Source organism: Nocardioides albertanoniae, from assembly GCF_006716315.1.
Classification (GTDB): domain Bacteria; phylum Actinomycetota; class Actinomycetes; order Propionibacteriales; family Nocardioidaceae; genus Nocardioides; species Nocardioides albertanoniae.
The window spans coordinates 4,796,065-4,812,822 of sequence record NZ_VFOV01000001.1 but is presented as its reverse complement, the minus strand read 5'-3'; the positions used below and the strand labels follow the sequence as shown (position 1 = coordinate 4,812,822).

The 16,758-nt window shown below is 67.9% G+C and carries 19 protein-coding genes, 1 tRNA gene and 1 pseudogene; 12 read left to right on the top strand and 9 right to left on the bottom strand.

Annotation, left to right across the window (positions count from 1 at the left end):
• The first annotated feature begins 15 nt into the window (after positions 1-15).
• The 6 genes and pseudogenes from FB381_RS23080 to FB381_RS23060 all read left to right on the top strand — a co-directional run bounded on the left by FB381_RS23080 (position 16) and on the right by FB381_RS23060 (position 4,608).
• Complete coding sequence (locus FB381_RS23080; RefSeq protein ID WP_141782408.1) at positions 16-405, top strand: YbaB/EbfC family nucleoid-associated protein; 390 nt, start codon at positions 16-18, stop codon at positions 403-405.
• A 31-nt stretch (positions 406-436) separates the two neighbouring features.
• On the top strand, positions 437-1,033 hold the full coding sequence (recR, locus tag FB381_RS23075; protein WP_141782407.1) for a recombination mediator RecR: 597 nt from the start codon (positions 437-439) through the stop codon (positions 1,031-1,033).
• Positions 1,034-1,133: 100 nt separating this feature from the next.
• Positions 1,134-1,721, top strand: a complete 588-nt coding sequence (locus FB381_RS23070) for a DUF5063 domain-containing protein (protein WP_141782406.1) — start codon at positions 1,134-1,136, stop codon at positions 1,719-1,721.
• Positions 1,722-1,732: 11 nt separating this feature from the next.
• A pseudogene (locus tag FB381_RS23065) lies at positions 1,733-3,034 on the top strand (aspartate kinase); the annotation flags it as partial.
• A complete protein-coding gene (locus FB381_RS24385) occupies positions 3,017-3,568 on the top strand; it encodes an ACT domain-containing protein (protein WP_246088338.1) in 552 nt (183 codons plus the stop codon). The pseudogene FB381_RS23065 and the gene FB381_RS24385, both read left to right, overlap by 18 nt.
• Positions 3,565-4,608 (top strand): aspartate-semialdehyde dehydrogenase, encoded by a 1,044-nt coding sequence (locus FB381_RS23060; RefSeq protein ID WP_141782404.1) that lies wholly within the window; start codon positions 3,565-3,567, stop codon positions 4,606-4,608. Before FB381_RS24385 ends, FB381_RS23060 begins: the two co-directional genes overlap by 4 nt.
• Positions 4,609-4,839: 231 nt before the next feature.
• On the opposite strand, the gene FB381_RS23055 is transcribed toward FB381_RS23060, so the two are convergent.
• Positions 4,840-5,649 carry an MFS transporter gene (locus FB381_RS23055; RefSeq protein WP_141782403.1) on the bottom strand — a complete coding sequence of 270 codons (810 nt, stop codon included), beginning with the start codon at positions 5,647-5,649 and terminating at the stop codon, positions 4,840-4,842.
• A 53-nt stretch (positions 5,650-5,702) separates the two neighbouring features.
• Positions 5,703-6,161, bottom strand: coding sequence for a nitroreductase family deazaflavin-dependent oxidoreductase (locus FB381_RS23050; protein ID WP_141782402.1), 459 nt, complete (start codon positions 6,159-6,161; stop codon positions 5,703-5,705).
• Positions 6,162-6,317: 156 nt separating this feature from the next.
• On the opposite strand from FB381_RS23050, the gene FB381_RS23045 reads away from it, so the two are divergent.
• On the top strand, positions 6,318-6,995 hold the full coding sequence (locus FB381_RS23045) for a DsbA family oxidoreductase (RefSeq protein WP_141782401.1): 678 nt from the start codon (positions 6,318-6,320) through the stop codon (positions 6,993-6,995).
• 12 nt (positions 6,996-7,007) lie between these two features.
• On the opposite strand, the gene FB381_RS23040 is transcribed toward FB381_RS23045, so the two are convergent.
• The gene (locus FB381_RS23040) at positions 7,008-7,439 is read right to left on the bottom strand and encodes a winged helix-turn-helix transcriptional regulator (protein WP_141782400.1); all 432 of its coding nucleotides are present in this window, start codon (positions 7,437-7,439) and stop codon (positions 7,008-7,010) included.
• Between the two features lie 120 nt (positions 7,440-7,559).
• Between FB381_RS23040 and FB381_RS23035 the strand changes: the two genes are divergently transcribed.
• Complete coding sequence (locus FB381_RS23035; protein ID WP_141782399.1) at positions 7,560-8,195, top strand: FMN-dependent NADH-azoreductase; 636 nt, start codon at positions 7,560-7,562, stop codon at positions 8,193-8,195.
• A gap of 71 nt (positions 8,196-8,266) precedes the next feature.
• Here FB381_RS23035 and FB381_RS23030 read toward each other — a convergent pair.
• Both FB381_RS23030 and FB381_RS23025 read right to left on the bottom strand, forming a co-directional pair.
• Positions 8,267-8,340 (bottom strand) — tRNA-Pro (locus tag FB381_RS23030).
• A gap of 72 nt (positions 8,341-8,412) precedes the next feature.
• Positions 8,413-9,333, bottom strand: coding sequence for a metallophosphoesterase (locus FB381_RS23025; protein WP_141782398.1), 921 nt, complete (start codon positions 9,331-9,333; stop codon positions 8,413-8,415).
• A gap of 26 nt (positions 9,334-9,359) precedes the next feature.
• On the opposite strand from FB381_RS23025, the gene FB381_RS23020 reads away from it, so the two are divergent.
• On the top strand, positions 9,360-9,818 hold the full coding sequence (locus tag FB381_RS23020) for a GatB/YqeY domain-containing protein (RefSeq protein ID WP_141782397.1): 459 nt from the start codon (positions 9,360-9,362) through the stop codon (positions 9,816-9,818).
• 95 nt (positions 9,819-9,913) lie between these two features.
• Here the strand turns inward: FB381_RS23020 and FB381_RS23015 are convergent, their stop codons facing one another.
• Positions 9,914-12,364 (bottom strand): penicillin-binding protein, encoded by a 2,451-nt coding sequence (locus FB381_RS23015; RefSeq protein ID WP_141782396.1) that lies wholly within the window; start codon positions 12,362-12,364, stop codon positions 9,914-9,916.
• A gap of 226 nt (positions 12,365-12,590) precedes the next feature.
• Here FB381_RS23015 and FB381_RS23010 point away from each other — a divergent pair, with 226 nt between their 5' ends.
• A complete protein-coding gene (locus FB381_RS23010) occupies positions 12,591-12,866 on the top strand; it encodes a WhiB family transcriptional regulator (protein WP_141782395.1) in 276 nt (91 codons plus the stop codon).
• 76 nt (positions 12,867-12,942) lie between these two features.
• On the opposite strand, the gene bagB is transcribed toward FB381_RS23010, so the two are convergent.
• The 3 genes from bagB to FB381_RS22995 are packed head-to-tail and all read right to left on the bottom strand — an operon-like array spanning position 12,943 to position 16,008.
• Positions 12,943-14,124 carry an ArsA family ATPase gene (gene bagB / locus FB381_RS23005; protein WP_246088277.1) on the bottom strand — a complete coding sequence of 394 codons (1,182 nt, stop codon included), beginning with the start codon at positions 14,122-14,124 and terminating at the stop codon, positions 12,943-12,945.
• On the bottom strand, positions 14,121-15,137 hold the full coding sequence (gene bagA, locus FB381_RS23000; RefSeq protein ID WP_141782394.1) for an ATPase BagA: 1,017 nt from the start codon (positions 15,135-15,137) through the stop codon (positions 14,121-14,123). The genes bagB and bagA overlap by 4 nt, the downstream gene beginning before the upstream one ends.
• A 55-nt stretch (positions 15,138-15,192) precedes the next feature.
• The gene (locus tag FB381_RS22995; protein ID WP_141782393.1) at positions 15,193-16,008 is read right to left on the bottom strand and encodes a maleylpyruvate isomerase family mycothiol-dependent enzyme; all 816 of its coding nucleotides are present in this window, start codon (positions 16,006-16,008) and stop codon (positions 15,193-15,195) included.
• 93 nt (positions 16,009-16,101) lie between these two features.
• Here FB381_RS22995 and sp36 point away from each other — a divergent pair, with 93 nt between their 5' ends.
• Positions 16,102-16,257 carry a Sp36 family protein gene (sp36, locus tag FB381_RS22990; protein ID WP_141782392.1) on the top strand — a complete coding sequence of 52 codons (156 nt, stop codon included), beginning with the start codon at positions 16,102-16,104 and terminating at the stop codon, positions 16,255-16,257.
• Positions 16,254-16,712, top strand: coding sequence for a RidA family protein (locus tag FB381_RS22985; protein WP_141782391.1), 459 nt, complete (start codon positions 16,254-16,256; stop codon positions 16,710-16,712). The genes sp36 and FB381_RS22985 overlap by 4 nt, the downstream gene beginning before the upstream one ends.
• Positions 16,713-16,758: the final 46 nt, after the last annotated feature.

Here is a 16,758-nt window from a genome sequence, read left to right as displayed (position 1 = left end):
CCAAGGACGAAACAGATGACGAACCCTCTCGAAGGCCTCGGCGGAGAAGGCGGCCTCGACCTCAACGCGATCATGCAGCAGGCTCAGGCCCTGCAGGGTCAGATCGTCGACGCCCAGGAGAAGCTCGCGGAGACGATCGTCGACGGCACCGTCGCCGGCGGCGCGGTGACCGTGAAGGTCACCGGCACCGGTGAGCTGGTCGGCGTCGAGATCAAGCAGGGCGAGTTCGACGGCAGCAGCCCCGACGATCTCGAAGACCTCGGCTCGGTGATCGTCGCGGCCTACCGCGACGCGAAGAGCAAGGCCGACGAGCTCGCCGGCGAGACGATGGGCCCGCTCGCGGGTGGTCTCGGCGGCGGCCCCGGAGCCGCCGGCGGCGAGCCTCCGTTCAAGCTCGGCTTCTAGACCCGCACCGACGAGATAAGGCGACAACAACTTGTACGAGGGTGTGGTCCAAGACCTCATCGACGAGCTGGGAAGGCTGCCGGGCGTGGGCCCGAAGAGCGCCCAGCGGATCGCGTTCCACCTGCTCCAGGCTGATCCCGCAGACGTACACCGTCTGGCTGCGATCCTCAACGAGGTCAAGGCGAAGGTGAAGTTCTGCTCGGTCTGCTTCAACGTCTCCGAGGAGGAGACCTGCCGGATCTGCCGTGATCCGCGTCGCGAGCAGTCGGTGCTGTGCGTGGTCGAGGAATACAAGGACGTCGTCGCGATCGAGCGCACCCGCGAGTTCCGCGGTCGCTATCACGTGCTCGGCGGGGCGATCAGCCCCATCGACGGGATCGGCCCTGACCAGCTGCGCATCCGTGAGCTCGTCCAGCGGCTCAACGACCCCGGGATCACCGAGGTGATCCTCGCCACCGACCCCAACCTCGAGGGCGAGGCGACCGCCACCTACCTGACCCGTCAGCTGAGCCCGCTCGGTCTGAAGGTCACCCGGCTGGCCAGCGGCCTTCCGGTGGGTGGCGACCTGGAGTACGCCGACGAGGTCACTCTCGGACGCGCGTTCGCTGGGCGACGATCGGCTGAATAGTGGCTTAAGGCCTGCTAAGAGCCATCTCTTTACCCTCGTCAGGCCGCCTTATCGGAGGTAGCCTGACGATCCACAGGGACCTCGGGAAGGGGGGGGCGTCATGACGAACGAGTTGACCGGCAAGGACTTCGCCACCAGCATCGCCGACTCGGTGGAGAGCTTCTTGCTCTCGGTGCGTGCGATCGCTGCCGACGGTGATGGCGGCAGCGCCGTCCCGATGCTGCTGCTCGAGGTCAGCCAGATCCTTCTGGCGGGCGCCCGGATGGGTGCACAGCAGGACTTCAAGCCGCGCGAGGAGTTCCAGCCCGATGTAGGCATGGAGGCCGACGTCGACGAGCTCCGGATGGGCCTGGCCGAGATGTTCGGCAACATCGACACCTACAGCTTCGTCTTCGACCCTTACCGGCCCGACGTGGTCGACAGTCAGGTCTCCGACGACATCGCGAGCCTGGTGACCGATCTGGAGTACGGCCTGCGTCACTACCGTCTGGGCGATGTCGACGAGGCGCTGTGGTGGTGGCAGTTCAGCTACGTCAACAACTGGGGAAACCTGGCGGGAGCGGTGCTCAACGCGCTGCTGACCGTGGTCGCTCACGACCGTCTCGACTCCGAGCCGTTCACCGGTGAAGACGAGGATCTGGCCGCTGCAGATGAGATGCTTGAGAAGACGGCAACAGCGGCAACGTAGACTCTCCCGGCGTGGGAATCGTAGTTCAGAAGTACGGTGGCAGCTCAGTAGCCGACGCAGCAGGCATCAAGCGCGTCGCTCAACGGGTTGTCGCGACGAAAGAGCAGGGTCACGATGTCGTCGTGGCCGTCTCCGCCATGGGCGACACCACAGACGAGTTGGTCGATCTGGCCAACAAGGTCTCGCCAGATGCGACTGCGCACGCACGTGAGTTCGACATGTTGCTCACCTCCGGGGAGCGCCAGTCGATGGCGCTGCTTGCGATGGCGATCAACGACGTCGCGAACGAGCGCGGTCTGGCGTACGAAGCACGGTCGTTCACCGGCTCTCAAGCGGGCCTGATCACCGACGCCGAGCACGGCCGGGCGAAGATCCTCAGCATCACCCCGGAGCGGATCCAGGGAGCGATCGCCGACGGCGCGATCGCGATCGTGGCCGGCTTCCAGGGCGTCTCCCGTGACACGAAGGACATCACCACGCTGGGCCGCGGCGGCACCGACACCACAGCGGTCGCGTTGGCGGTGGCGCTCGACGCCGACGTCTGCGAGATCTACACCGACGTCGACGGTGTCTTCACCGCCGACCCGCGGATCGTCCCGACCGCCCGCAAGCTGGGCGAGGTCGCCTTCGAGGAGATGCTCGAGCTGGCGGCATCCGGGGCGAAGGTGCTCCACCTGCGATCGGTGGAGTTCGCCCGCCGTCACAGCCTCCCGATCCACGTACGCTCGTCCTTCTCGACCCTGCGAGGCACCGTCGTCAAGGGCAGTATCGACGCCGGTTCGCCTCAGGCCGACCAGGTCACCGAGGACGTGGGCATGGAGGCCCCGATCGTCGCGGCCATCGCGTACGACCGCAGCCAGGCGAAGATCACCGTCATCAATCTCCCCGACCGAGTCGGGTCCGCGGCGAAGGTCTTCGAGATCATCGCCGGCGTCGGGATCAACGTCGACATGGTCGTCCAGGACGCCTCCGCGATCGGCACCGACCACACCGACGTCTCGTTCACCCTGCCGCGTGACGCGGTCGAGTCTGCGAGCAAGGCGCTCGAGCAGTCGCGCGACGAGCTCGGCTTCGAGCGGGTCAGCGCCGAGCCGCTGATGGGGAAGGTCTCCCTGATCGGCGCCGGGCTGCGCACCCAGCCGAAGAAGATCGCCGACTTCTTCTCTGCCGTCGCGCAGGCCGGGGTCAACATCCAGATGATCTCGACCTCCGAGGTTCGGATCTCGGTCGTCGTCGGTGACGACGAGGTCGACCGTGCCGTCGAGGCGGCCGCGGGGCAGTTCCCCGACGTCGACGTGGAGAAGGTCTCCTACGGCGCCGACCTCGATGTGGACCGGCCCGAGATCGTCGGTGTCGCCCACGACCGCAGCGAGGCCAGGATCACCCTGGTCGGTGTGAACGACGAGCCCGGCGAAGCCGCGCGCATCATCGACACGCTCGCCGACAACGGCATCAACATCGACATGATCGTTCAGAACGTGTCCGCCGAGGAGACCCGACGCACGGACATCTCCTTCACGCTGCCGCGCACGGACATCAAGATGGCACGCTCCGTCCTCGGTGAGATCCAGGGCGAGGGCAGCTTCGCCGGCTTGATCACCGACCAGCAGATCGGCAAGCTGTCGATCGTCGGTGCCGGGATGCGTACGCATCCGGGGATCACGTCGCGGTTCTTCGCTGCGCTGGCCGCTGAGGGCGTCCTCATCAAGATGGTGTCGACCTCGGAGATCCGGGTCTCGGTGCTGGTTGGTGCCGACGACCTCGACCGCGCAGTGCGCGCCACACACAAAGCTTTTGGTCTCGACAGCGACGGCGAGGCCATCGTCTACGGAGGGACGGGTCGATGAGCATCAACCTTGGAATCGTAGGAGCCACTGGGCAGGTCGGCGTCGCCGTACGCCAGATCCTGCTCGAGCGCGGCTTCGACCTCGACGACGTCCGTTTCTTCGCCTCGGCGCGGTCCGCGGGCAAGACGATCGAGTTCGGTGAGCGTTCGGTGGTCGTCGAAGACGCCGCCACCGCAGACCCGTCAGGTCTCGACATCGCGATCTTCTCCGCCGGCGGCGCGACCTCGAGGGCGCTGGCCCAGAAGTTCGCCGACGCCGGTGTGATCGTCATCGACAACTCCTCGGCATGGCGCAAGGACCCGTCGGTCCCGCTGGTCGTCTCCGAGGTCAACCCGTCGGCCATGGCCGGGGTCATCGAGGCCCGACAGGGCATCATCGCCAACCCCAACTGCACCACGATGGCCGCGATGCCCGTGCTGAAGGCGCTCCACGACGAGGCCGGCCTCGAGCGGCTGATCGTCTCGACCTACCAGGCGGTCTCGGGCTCCGGTGTCGCCGGCGTCGAGGAGCTCGTCAACGGCGTCACTGCCGCTGAGGACAAGGCCCGCGAGCTGGCCTACGACGGATCCTCCATCACGTTCCCGGAGCCGTCGACCTACACCGACACCATCGCCTACAACGTGCTCCCGTACGCCGGGGCGCTGGTCGAGGATGGCCGTGGCGAGACCGACGAGGAGCAGAAGCTCCGCAACGAGTCCCGCAAGATCCTGGACCTTCCGGATCTGCGCGTCTCCGGCATCTGCGTCCGCGTCCCGGTCGTCACCGGTCACTCGCTCGCGATCAACGCCGAGTTCGCCTCGCCGCTGACCCCCGAGCGTGCCGCCAAGCTCCTCGCCGACGCCCCCGGCGTCGAGCTCCGCGACGTACCCACGCCTCTCCACGCCGCCGGCAAGGACCCGTCCTACGTCGGTCGCATCCGCAACGACGAAGGCGTACCCGACAACCGCGGCCTCGCGCTGTTCATCTCCAACGACAACCTCCGCAAGGGTGCCGCCCTCAACACCGTCCAGCTCGCCGAGCTCGTCGCCGCGGGACTCTGACCTAGCGAGAAGTCACCCACCAGGCCGAGACGTCACGTCTGCAGGCCGAAGCGTCACTTCTGCAGGTCGAGATGGCATTGAACGACTTCTCGACCTGCAGAAGTGACCTCTCGGCGCCGCGGCGGTGACGTTTCGGCCTGCGGAAGTGACGTCTCAGTCTGCAGAGGTGACTTCTCGACGCCGCGGGCCTGACCTCTCGGTCTGCAGAGGTGACTTCTCGGCTGAGGGTGGTCAGTCGATGTAGTTGGTGGTGACCCAGTGGGCGAGGGCGTACGCGGCGGCGGTGAGGAACACGACGACGATGACGCCCCAGGCGTAGTTGAAGAGCTCGGTGAGGAAGAGCATCGAGAGTACGGCGACCAGGGCTGAGCCGAGGAAGCTGATCGTGAACGGCGACCTCGCAGAGGCGAGGCGGAGCAGGTAGCCGCCGACGACGATCGCGAGGGCGAAGACAGCGATGAGGACGAACGCGCCGCTGTCGCCGAGCGACGAGGTGCCTCGCGTCCACTGACTCACGGTGCCGCTGAACCAGACGGCCAGGGCCATGAAGGCTCCGACGATCGCGCCGATCATCACGGCCGCGGAGAGCCCCGACGGCATGCCGATGTTCAGCCGGCGCTGGCTCGGGTCCTTGGGCTGCTTGGGTGCCTTCGGAGTGCTCGATGCCTTGGGCTCCTTGGCGGGCCTGGGCTTCTTCGCGGGCTTGGGCTTCGCGAGCTTTGGCTGCTTGGCGGACTTCGCCTTCTGAGCCTTCTCGGCCTTCTGCTTCTTCGGGGCGTCCTCGACGACTGGATCGGGGTCGACCGGGTCGGCCGTGGAGGGGGCCGCCTTCTCCAGGACCTGAGTCTTCTCGCCCTGCGCGGTCGCGCTGGTCGACTCGGCCGGGGCTGACTCGGCGGCGTCTGCCGCAGGCGCCGCCGTCTCGGGCTGGGTCGTGCTCGGAGTCGCCTCGGACTTCGCCTTCGCCGGCTTCGCGCCCCCACGCTTCTTCTTGAAACCGAACGACGGCGCAGCGAGCTTGTCGGCTGGGTCGTTGCTCATGAGGGGCAGTTTCGCATGCCGCAGGTCACAATTGAACTCAGGACCGGACGATCTCAGGCGCGGGCCAGGCGGATCACCGGGATCTCGCGGTCGGTCTTCTCCTCATAACCCCCGAAGTTCGCGGCGGAATCGACGATCGCGGCCCAAGCGCGCGAACGCTGCTCGCCATGGAGCTGCTCGGCGGTCACCGCGATCGTCTCGCCGCCGAGCTCGATGGTGACTCGGTCGGGGTTGGCGGCGAGGTTGTAGTACCACGCCGGATTCTTCGCCCCGCCGCCGGCGGAGGCGGCGATCAGCCAGGTGCCGTCGTCGCCGGGGAACCAGGCGAGCGGTGTCGAGCGCGGCTCGCCACTCTTCTTTCCGATCGTGGTGAGCACGAGCAGCCGCATCCCGGCCATCGTGGCGTCCTTCTTGCGAGCCCGGCTCATCATCAGCTTGTTCACCAGCTTCAGGAAGAGGCCGGCGGAGGGCTGTTTGGCACCGCGGGTGCCGTTGTGGGTGTCGAAGCTCATGCATCGAGATTACTCCGCCCGGAATGGGCCTGGCGCGGAGTGCCCCGGCGATCTCCACGCGTGGTTCCGATGTGCCCTACGCACCCGGAAGTGCCTTTTGTACGCCTCAATTAACGCACCTACGATGATGTTACGAACTAGTAGTGGGGTGGAACTTTGAAAGAGATCCCGGCCGAGAAGGCACACCTGGCCGTCGAAGTCTGGGCGGACCTGGGATGTCCGTGGTGCTACATCGGCAAGCACCGTCTTGAGGAGGCCATCGGCCGCCGTCCTGATGCAGACCGCTTCGTGGTCAAGATCCGCTCGTTCGAGCTCGATCCGACCGCGCCGCGCGACCCGGAGTCGATCGAGGGTGCGTACATCCGCTCACACGGCGGCGGCGCCGAGGGGGTGCGAGCGGCAGAGGGACGTGCCCAGTCCCTGGCGGAGCGGGAGGGTCTCCCGTTCGCGCCCGACCGACTGCACGCGAACACGTTCGACCTGCACCGCGTCCTGCACCATGCCGAAAAGTCGGGGAGGGGGTCGGCGTTCTTCTCGCTGGTGCAGGACCGATACTTCGCCGGCGAGCTCAACCCGTTCGCCGCCGATGCGCTCATCGAGACGGCAGAGTCGGTCGGGCTGCGGGCGTCGCGGGTGCGGGAGGTTCTGCTCGGTGACGACTACGCCGAGGACGTACGCGCAGACGTACAGGAAGGTCTCCGGCTCGGGGCACGCGGTGTGCCGTTCACGGTGTTCGACCACCGTCTGGCGGTCTCGGGGGCGCTGACGGTCGACGGCTACGCCCGTGCGCTCGATGAGGCAGCCGGGAGCGCGACGGAACCGGCAGCGACATGAGCGCCCCCGTCCTCAACGGGCGCGAGAACCCTCCGGCGAGGTTGTGCGCGCCTTCTCTCGGCCGACGCCGGTCTGCTCGTGGGCTCGACGGTTGGCTGCGACGTCTTCGTGATGGGTCGCCGCCCATGCCGCCAGTGCCTTCACGGACGTCAGCAGCGACCGTCCCAGATCGGTGAGCTCGTATTCCACGCGCGGCGGAATCTCGGGGTAAGCGGTGCGTAGGAGCAGGCCGTCACGTTCGAGGGCCTTGAGGGTCACGGTGAGCATCCTCTGCGAGATCCCCGGGATGCTCGCCTGCAGGTCGGAGTAGCGCATCGGTCCACCGGCGAGCGTGCTGATGACCAGCACCGTCCACTTGTCACCGATGCGGTCCAAGACCTCCCGGATGAAGCCGCTCTCCTCCGGCCAGGCCTGGCACGGCCCGCTGGTCGTTCTGGCTGCCATGGCAACACCTCTTCCCATCTAGACGCTACCGCATCAGCGGTATGTAACGCACCTGGCTGGCCGGTCATGAGGCCGTGCTCGTCAGGGCGCGATCAACATCTCCATCGAAAGGAATCAGCCATGTCATATCTGCTGCACATCGAGTCCTCCTCGCTCGGCGAGGCGTCGGTCTCGCGCCAGGTCGCCCGGTCCTTCCGTCAGGCGTGGCAGGGCGAGGTCGTCTACCGCGATCTCGCCGAAGTGCCTGTGCCCCACCTCAACGGCGCGGGCATTACGGCCCGCGCCACCGAACCGGCCAGCCGTACGCCCGAGCAGGCCGATGCGGCCAAGGTGCAGGACGAGCTCATCGAGGAGTTCCTCGGCGCTGGCGCGTACCTGTTCACGGTGCCGATGTACAACCTGACGATGCCGTCGGTCTTCAAGGCGTGGCTCGACCAGATCATGGTGGACGGGCGCACCTTCAGCCATGCCGGGCCGTCGCCGGCCGCGGGCCGCCCGGCCGTCCTGATCTCGGCTCGCGGCGGCGGGTATGGACCGGGTGCGCCCAGGGAGGGCTACGACTACGTCGTGCCGGTCCTGGAGGCGATCCTCGGACATGACGACCTGCTGGGGCTGGACGTGACCACTGTGATCCCCGAGCTGACCATGGCGCGACACGCCCCGGCGCTAGATGCGCTGCTGCCGAAGCACGAGGAGTCGATGGCGCGCGCCCACGAGCGGGCACAGGAGCTTGCCGCCGCGATCGCCGCGGCGTGAGCGAGGGGCGATCGCACTGCAAATGAGCTCAGGCTCGGAGATCTTGACGATCTCCGAGCCTGAGCTCGATGTCGGGTTGACAGGATTTGAACCTGCGGCCCCCTCGTCCCGAACGAGGTGCGCTACCAAGCTGCGCTACAACCCGAATGCTGCACCGATCATCGGTCCAACGAGCAATGAGCATAGCCCAGACGACGGCCCCACCCGTAATCGGGCCCTACCGACGAGAAGAGCCCCGCGGAGTGAGCGTCAGCATGGTGGCTTCGGGGCGGCAGGCGATGCGGATCCGCGTGTAGGGGGAGGTGCCGAGACCGGCCGAGACGTGCATCCACGCCTGTCGTCCGCCGTGGGTGTGGGTGTGCAGTCCCCGCACCCGGTCGGGGTCGAGATCGCAGTTGGTCGTCAGCGCCCGTCCGCCGGGGAGGCAGACCTGGCCGCCATGGGTGTGGCCGGCGAGGATGCCGTCGTAGCCGTCGCGGGTGAACTGGTCCAGCACCCGCAGATACGGCGCGTGAGCGACTCCGAGGCGTACGTCGGCGGACGGGTCGGCAGGGCCGGCGACGGCCGGCAGGTCGTCGAGGCGCAGGTGAGGGTCGTCGACTCCGGCGAAGGCGATCTCGATGCCTCTGACGGTCAACGAGGAGCGGGTGTTGGTGAGATCGAGCCAACCGGCCTTGGAGAACGCCGTCGACAGGTCGCGCCACGGCAGCTGTGGCACGTTGGTCTGCCGCTTGCCGCTGTCGGGCAGCAGATAGCCGATCGGGTTGCGCAGCCGCGGCTCGTAGTAGTCGTTGGAGCCGTGCACGAAGACGCCGGGCACGTCCAGCAGCGTGCCGAGCGCGTTGACGACGGCCGGCACCGCCCGCTGGTGGGCGAGGTTGTCGCCTGTGTCGACGACCAGATCCGGCTTGAGCGAGGCCAGCGAGGCGATCCAGTCGAGCTTCTTGTGCTGCGAGGGAACGACATGCATGTCGGAGAGATGCAGCACCCGCAGCGGGTCGGCGCCCTCGGGGAGCACCGGCATCCTCACGTGGCGCAGAGTGTATTGGCGCGCCTCCCACAGGGCGTACGCAGTCATGGCGGCGCCCGTGGCGAGGCCGGTGCCGAAAGTAGCGCCGATAACTGAGGCGAGCCGCATGCCTCAACCCTGCCACAATGGGACACATGGGAACTCTGAAGGACCGACTTCGTACTGATCTGACCTCTGCGATGAAGGCGCGCGACAAGGATCGTGTCGGCACGCTGCGGATGGTCATGGCCTCGATCAGCGAGGCCGAGGTCGCGGGCGACGAGGCCAAGGAGCTCACCGACGAGGAGATCACCGCCATCCTCACCCGCGAGGCGAAGAAGCGCCGCGAGGCCGCCACCGCCTTCGCCGACGGCGGCCGTACGGAGCAGGCCGAGAAGGAGACCGCCGAGGCCGCGGTGATCACCGAGTATCTCCCCGAGCAGCTCAGCGCCGAGGAGATCTCCGCGCTGGTCACCAAGGCCATCGACCAGTCCGGAGCCGCTGGTGAGGGCATGCGTGCGATGGGCAAGGTCATGGGCATCCTGACCCCGCAGACCAAGGGTCGCGCCGACGGCGGTGCCGTGGCCGCCGAGGTGCGCAAGCAGCTCGCCTGACCGACCTACAGAGTCGACAGTAACCACAGAGACGACTGTGGCCCCCGCCGGATCGGCGGGGGCCACAGTCAGATGAGCTGGTGAGGGCGGCTAGATCAGCCGGACGGCCATTCGAAGCCCCAGTCGACATCTTCGTCGGGTGCGGCGGCCGGTTTCTTCTTGCCGTCGTCGCCCTTCTTCTTGTCGGGCTTGCCCGGCTTCTTGTCCGGCTTGGGATCCGGCTTCGGCTTCGGCTTGGGGCCGAGCGAGGTGTAGATCGTGATCGGCGAGCCCTCGGCCGCCTTGTCGGACGGGCTGGTGAAGGCCACGTCGCCGTAGGAGTACTCCGAGTAGGCCTCCGGGCCGACCTGCACCTGGAAGCCGGCCTTGCGCAGCACTCTCGTCGCCTTCTCGACCGACATGCCGCCGGTCCAAGGCACGTCGACCGTGTGGCCGGCGATGACCTTCGGGTCGGGCGCGTGGAAGTCCTGGTACTTCAGATACTGGTCGATCTCCTGCATCGCGCCGCCCCACATCGGCCCGGCGAAACCTGAGCCGGACGCCTCGTAGATGTAGGTGCCTCCGACGTTCTGGCCGCTGAGCTTGAGGGGCGTGCCCTTCGAGTTGGCTCCGGCGATCATCGCGGCGGTCGCGAGGCGCGGCGTGTAGCCCATCAGCCACACGGCCTTGTTGTCCTGCGTGGTGCCGGTCTTGCCGGCGCTCGGCACCGAGAGGGCCAGGTTCTGCCCGAAGCCGCCGGGCTCCATCACGCCGCGGAGGATGTCGTTGACGGCGTCGGCGGTGCCCTTGGCCATCACCTGCTGGCAGGTGGGCTTGTACTCCTTGATCACCTTGTCGTTGGCGTCGAGGATCTCGTTGACGGGCACCGAGTCGCAATGCTGGCCGCGAGCACCGAACGTCGCGTACGCCTCGGCCATCTCGAGCGGGCTGACGTCGACCACGCCGAGGGTGAAGGTGGGCACGCGCTCGGCGCCGCCGCAGCGCGTCTCGCTCGGCTTGCAAGCGTGGCCGTCGTCGAAGCTGACACCGAACGGGGCGGTGAGCTTGACGCCCATCTTCTGGGCCAGCTTGTAGGGCGCGCACATGCCGGTCAGCTGGAAGAGCTGGGCGTAGAAGGTGTTCACCGACTCGCGGGTGCCGGTGTAGGCGTCCTTCATGCCTGAGGTCGTCGAGTTGTGGAAGGTGTGGTTGCCGACCCGGTTGCCGTCGCCCGGGCACCCGGCGAAGGTGGACTCGTCGAGGGTCAGCTCCTCCGGGGCGTTCATCTTCTGCTTGAGCGGGAAGCCCTGCTGGATGGCCGACGCCAGCGTGAACGCCTTGAAGGTCGAGCCGGCCTGGAAGCCGTTGGAGTCGCCCGCCTTCTCCTTGGGCACCAGATAGTTGAGGTAGGACTGACCCTTCTTCTTGTTGTCACCCATCGGGCGCGACTGCGCCAGCGCACGCACCCGGCCGTTGCCGGGTTCGACCATCGCCAGGGCGCCGATGGCCTGGTCGGTGGAGTAGACGTGGGACTCGACGGACTCCTGGGCTGCGTTCTGGAACCGCTGGTCGAGGGTGGTCTTGATGGTCAGTCCGCCGGACTTGATCAGGGCCAGCCGGTCGGCCTCGGTCTCGCCGAAGGCAGGGTCCTTGGTGAGCCACTTGACCACGTAGTCGCAGAAGAACTCCGCCGACGAGCCGAGGCAGCCGTTGCGCTGCTTCTGGACGTCAAGACCGAGGTCGGCGTCCTTCAGCTTCTCGGCCTCGGGGCGGGAGACGACCTTGAGCGCGGCCATCCGGTCGATGACCACGTTGCGGCGGGCGATGGTGGCGTCGGGGTAGTTGGTCGGGTCGTAGCCGGTGGGGTTCTTCACCATCCCGGCCAGCATCGCCGCCTGCTGCCAGCTGAGCTCGGAGGCGTTGACGTTGAAGTAGTGCTTCGCGGCCGCCTGCACGCCGTAGGCACCATCGCCGAAGTAGGCCGCGTTGAGGTAGCGCTCCAGGATCCAGTCCTTGGAGTACTTCTCCTCGAGCGCGATCGCGTAACGCAGCTCGCGGACCTTGCGGGCCGTCGACTTCTCGATGGCCGCGTTGCGCTCGGCCTCGGTCTTGGCCGTATAGAGCAGCGTGGTCTTCACCAGCTGCTGGGTGATCGAGGAGCCACCCTGCACCGAGTCGCTGGCCTGGTTGGTGACCAGCGCGCGGAGCGTGCCCTTCAGATCCATCGCGCCGTGCTGGTAGAAGCGGTAGTCCTCGATCGCCAGAAGAGCTTTCGTCATGTTGGACGAGATCTTGTCGAGCGGACGGTAGACGCGGTTCTGGTCGTAGAGCGTCGTGATCAACTTGCCCTTGCGGTCGACGATCTTGGTCGTCTGCGACATGTTGTCGACCTCGAAGGCCTTCGGCAGCGAATCCATCTTCTCGGCGGTCGACTTGGCCGCGACGCCGGCGACGCCGGCGAACGGGATGGCCAGCCCGGCGGCGACGACACCCAGCACGGCTGCCACGCCGCACATCACGGCAAGATGCTTGAGCACGGTCTGCGGGCGCAGCGACGGCGAGGACATGGTGGTCATCGTAGGTGATCGCGGTTAATAGCACATGATCCACAGCCCACGCGGGACAGGGCGGTCAAATGCAGTCTTCTGAGGCTTCGCCATAGTCATTTCGGACTACGGATTTAGGGCCAGATGGGTGTGTCCCTCGCCGCACTTGTGTCTTTAACCTTTAACCCGCATGGGCGCCCACGCCGTCGCTGGGGAGGGCGAAGCGCTCTGACGAAGGGATGCACACATGTGGGTAGATGAATGGTCACTGCAGGCAGCGTGCCGCGAGAAGGAGCCCGACGAGCTGTTCGTCCGCGGAGCTGAGCAGAACAAGGCCAAGATGGTCTGCTCGGGCTGCGCGGTTCGCACCGAGTGCTTGGCCGAGGCTCTCGACAACCAGATCGAATGGGGTGTCTGGGGCGGCATGACCGAGCGTGAGCGCCGTGCGCTGCTCCGCCGCAGCCCCAACGCATCGTGGCGCGCAGTCCTGGAGGCCGCGCGCACCCGCGCCACCGTCGACTGACCGCCGGCGCACAAGCACACATACACACAAGCACCCGCGGGCCGGGACGTACGTTCGTCGTACGTCCCGGCCCGACTCATGCTCCGGCGAGCAGCCGCCCGATCTCGCGCAAGCCCGTCAGGTCGTGCACGTCACCGGAGAGCGCCGGCACGACGGAGGTCGGCACCTGAGGATGAGCGACCGCGAACCGGTCGCGCAGCTGCTCCTGGCGCTCGACGAGAAGCGCGCGGTCGGCGTGGAGTCGCAGCAGCCCCGCGGTCAGGGGAGCGTCGGGGAGCCGCTCGGAGGCGGCTCCGGCCGCGGAGGCGGTGAGCGAGACGTCGTCGGGGAGCGTGGCGCGGTTGATGATCAGCCCCTGGAGCGGCATCCGGTCACCGGAGAGGCGCTCGACGAAGTAGGCGGCCTCCCTGAGCGCATCGGTCTCGGGGGCGGCGATGACGAGGAAGGCGGTCTCATCGGCCTGGAGGAGTGCGTAGGTCTCCTGGGCTCGTTGCCGGAAGCCGCCGAAGACGGTGTCGAGCGCGGTGACGAACGTCTGCAGGTCGGTGAGCATCTGCCCGCCGAGCACCTTCTTGAGCGCGTTGGTGACCAGGTTGATGCCGGCCGACATCAGCCTGACGGGCCCCTTGGTGGGCGCCAGCATGAGCCGGATGAAACGGCCGTCGAGGAAGCTGGAGAGCCGCTCGGGTGCGTCGAGGAAGTCGAGGGCGCTCCTGCTGGGCGGGGTGTCGACGACGACCAGGTCGTAGCCGCTGGCGTCGCCGTCGTGGGCGAAGGAGTCGCGGTAGAGCTGGCCGAGCTTCTCCATCGCCATGTATTCCTGCGTGCCCGCGAAGCTGGAGCTGAGCGCGATGTAGAACGGGTTGGTGAGGATCTGCTGGGCCTTCTCCGGGCTGGCCTGCGACTCCACCACCTCGTCGAAGGTGCGCTTCATGTCGAGCATCATCGCGTCGAGGGTGCCCGGACCGATGCCGGGCACGGGGCGAGGAGTGTTGTCGAGCTGGTCGATGCCCATCGCCTGGGCGAGCCGTCGGGCAGGGTCGATGGTCAGCACCACGACCTTCCTGCCCCGCTCGGCCGCCCGCAGCGCGAGCGCCGCCGAGGTGGTCGTCTTGCCCACGCCGCCGCTGCCGCAGCAGACGATGATGTGGGTGTCGCGGTCATCGAGCAGCCGGTCGACCTGGACGGCACCGACGTCGCCCGCCTGGGCGTCGTTCGCGTGGGCGGCGAGCGGGCCGACCCGAGGACGGGACTTCATACGAGCCCCTGGTCCTGGAGATCTGCCGCGAGCTCGTAGAGCCCGCCCATGTCGATCCCGCCCGCGAGCCGGTTGAGCTCGTACGTCGGCACCCCGAGGTCGGCGACGATCCCTCGCTGGGCGTCCTCCAGCGACCGGCGCTCGGCGTAGTCCTTCGCCTCGGCGGTCAGTGTGGAGATCAGGGCGGGTTCGGCCTCGACACCGGCGCGCTTGAGGTCCTCGGCGATCAGGTCGGCATCGAGGTCGCCGGCGAGGGCCGTGGCGAGGGAGTCGTCGGGCAGGTCGCGCGGGCGCACCTGGTTGACGATGACGCCACCGACCGGGAGCCCGGCGGCGCGCAGCTCGCTGATGCCGTCCGCCGTCTCCTGCACGGGCATCTCCTCGAGCAGCGTGACCAGGTGGACCGCGGTCCTCCTCGAGCGGAACAGGGTCATCATGGTGTCGGCCTGGTTCTTGATCGGGCCGACCTTGGCCAGCCCCGCGACCGACTCGGAGACGTTGAGGAAGGTCGTGATCCGGCCGGTCGGGGGAGCGTCGAGCACCACGGCGTCGTAGCTGCGCGCCCCCTTGTTGCGACTGTTGCGTTGCACCGCCTCGAAGAGCTTGCCGGTGAGGAGCACGTCCCTGACCCCGGGGGCGATCGTCGTCGCGAACTCGATGACGCCGAAGCGGTCGAGAGCGCGACCGGCGGGCCCGAGCTTGTAGTACATCTTGAGGTATTCGAGGAGGGCTTCCTCGGGCCCGATGTGCAAGGCGTAGACGTTGCCGGGTGTGGTGTCGGTGCCGGGCGACGGCGGCGTGCGCAGCCCGGTCGCGATGCGGGTCTCGGCGTAGGGCAGCGGGTCGACGTCGAACATCCGCGCCACCCCCTGGCGCCCCTCGACCTCGCAGAGCAGGACGTTCTTCCCGTGCGAGGCCAGGCCCAGCGCCAGGGCCGCGGCCACCGTCGACTTGCCGGTGCCACCCTTGCCGGTCACCACGTGCAGCTGCACGTGGGGCCAGTCGGAAGTCATGGGGGCGACTTTATCTGGGTCTGCGGCGGCGCGAGACGGGTCCCAGGTTTCTCGTCTACGGGGTGATGTTGAGGTTGGCGACGACCTGGGCGCCGAGGTCGGCGTCGCCGTCGATCTTCACCTTCGCGGGGTCGCCGGAGGCACGGCCTCCGGCAAGGAGCACGTACGTCTCCCGGTCGGTCGTGAGGGTCACGGTCGGGTCGCTCGGCAGCTCAGGGAGCGGCGCGCCCTTGCCGCCCTCGGAGACCGCGAACCCGCGCGGAGCATGGCCCTCGACTTCGACGACGACCGTGGTGCCGGGGGCGGCTCCGACCTTCTTGGCGAGCACGAACCCGATGCCCTCGAGGAGGTATTCGGCGGTGTGGACGGCCCCGGCGGTGTCGAGGTGTGCGGGGCGTCCGGTCGCTCGGCGGATGTCCTGCTCGTGGAGCCAGACGTCGAGCGGCCGGTTGCGCAGCAGCTTGGCGTGGCTCCACCCGATCGCACCGAAGAGGCCGGGCGAGGGGGCTTCGGGGTCGTCGGGGAGGCCCGCGAGCAGCTCGTCGTGGCGTACGGACGCGTAGCGACGGATCTCGTCGACGATGCCGGCCCGGTCTGCGTCACGGCGGGTGAGGACGCCGATCTCCGTGAATTGGCCCATCGGCGACTTGATGTGCGCGAGCTCGGGCACGTCTGCCTCCTCGTGCTCCGCGCCCCCGGTGAGGCCCTCGAGATGAGCTACGTGGGAGGCGATCGCGCGGACGTCCCAGCCCGGGAGGTCGGTTGCCAGGCTCCAGTCGGAGTCGGGCAGCTCCTCGAGAAGAGCGATGAGGTCCTTGATGGAGGTCCACCAGGCTTCGACGTACGCCTGCAGCTGCTCTGTAGAAGTCACGAACCCGACGGTAGCGCTCCCGGCGGCCGCCCGGAAGGTCGGTCCACGGCGCTGAGGGAGCGGCGCGGACCACGGCGAAGTAGGGTGCGGGATATGACCAAGTGGGAGTACCAGGTGGCGCCGATCCTCAACCACGCTGCGGCGCAGATCCTCAACAACTTCGGGACCGACGGGTGGGAGCTCGTCTCGATCCTCGACAACGGCACCGGCAACTACGTCGGCTTCTTCAAGCGGGCGGTCGCGGAGTGAGCGGGCCCGAGGAGGTCCTCGCCGAGCTCGGGCTGAGCGTGCCGGAGGTGGTGCCGCCGGTGGCGGCCTACATCCCGGCGCTCCGCTCCGGCAACCTCGTCTTCACCTCGGGCCAGCTGCCGATGAAGGACGGCGCGCTGCTCTCGGTCGGCAAGGTCGGCGGCGAGGTCTCGGCCGAGGACGGCTACGCGGCTGCGCAGCAGTGCGCGCTCAACGCCCTGGCCGCGGTCAAGGCCGAGATCGGCGACCTCGCCCAGGTCAAGCGGATCGTGAAGGTGCTCTGCTTCGTCGCCTCCACCCCCGACTTCACCGGCCAGCCGGGCGTTGCCAACGGCGCGTCCGAGCTGCTCGGCAAGGTCTTCGGCGACGCCGGCCGGCACACCCGCTCGGCCGTCGGCGTCCCCGTGCTGCCGCTCGACGCCGCCGTCGAGGTGGAGATCGTCGTCGAGGTCTGAGCCTCGGAGCCGTGAACGCGGGTCGAGACCTACATCCTCGGATGGG

Excerpts from the sequence above, each read along its gene's own strand:
- FB381_RS23080 (WP_141782408.1), top strand. The coding sequence starts at position 16 with ATGACGAACCCTCTCGAAGGCCTCGGCGGAGAAGGCGGCCTCGACCTC.
- FB381_RS23070 (WP_141782406.1), top strand. The coding sequence starts at position 1,134 with ATGACGAACGAGTTGACCGGCAAGGACTTCGCCACCAGCATCGCCGAC.
- FB381_RS23060 (WP_141782404.1), top strand. The coding sequence starts at position 3,565 with ATGAGCATCAACCTTGGAATCGTAGGAGCCACTGGGCAGGTCGGCGTC.
- FB381_RS23055 (WP_141782403.1), bottom strand. The coding sequence starts at position 5,649 with ATGAGCAACGACCCAGCCGACAAGCTCGCTGCGCCGTCGTTCGGTTTC.
- FB381_RS23050 (WP_141782402.1), bottom strand. The coding sequence starts at position 6,161 with ATGAGCTTCGACACCCACAACGGCACCCGCGGTGCCAAACAGCCCTCC.
- FB381_RS23040 (WP_141782400.1), bottom strand. The coding sequence starts at position 7,439 with ATGGCAGCCAGAACGACCAGCGGGCCGTGCCAGGCCTGGCCGGAGGAG.
- FB381_RS23035 (WP_141782399.1), top strand. The coding sequence starts at position 7,560 with ATGTCATATCTGCTGCACATCGAGTCCTCCTCGCTCGGCGAGGCGTCG.
- FB381_RS23025 (WP_141782398.1), bottom strand. The coding sequence starts at position 9,333 with ATGCGGCTCGCCTCAGTTATCGGCGCTACTTTCGGCACCGGCCTCGCC.
- FB381_RS23020 (WP_141782397.1), top strand. The coding sequence starts at position 9,360 with ATGGGAACTCTGAAGGACCGACTTCGTACTGATCTGACCTCTGCGATG.
- FB381_RS23015 (WP_141782396.1), bottom strand. The coding sequence starts at position 12,364 with ATGTCCTCGCCGTCGCTGCGCCCGCAGACCGTGCTCAAGCATCTTGCC.
- FB381_RS23010 (WP_141782395.1), top strand. The coding sequence starts at position 12,591 with ATGTGGGTAGATGAATGGTCACTGCAGGCAGCGTGCCGCGAGAAGGAG.
- bagB (WP_246088277.1), bottom strand. The coding sequence starts at position 14,124 with ATGAAGTCCCGTCCTCGGGTCGGCCCGCTCGCCGCCCACGCGAACGAC.
- bagA (WP_141782394.1), bottom strand. The coding sequence starts at position 15,137 with ATGACTTCCGACTGGCCCCACGTGCAGCTGCACGTGGTGACCGGCAAG.
- sp36 (WP_141782392.1), top strand. The coding sequence starts at position 16,102 with ATGACCAAGTGGGAGTACCAGGTGGCGCCGATCCTCAACCACGCTGCG.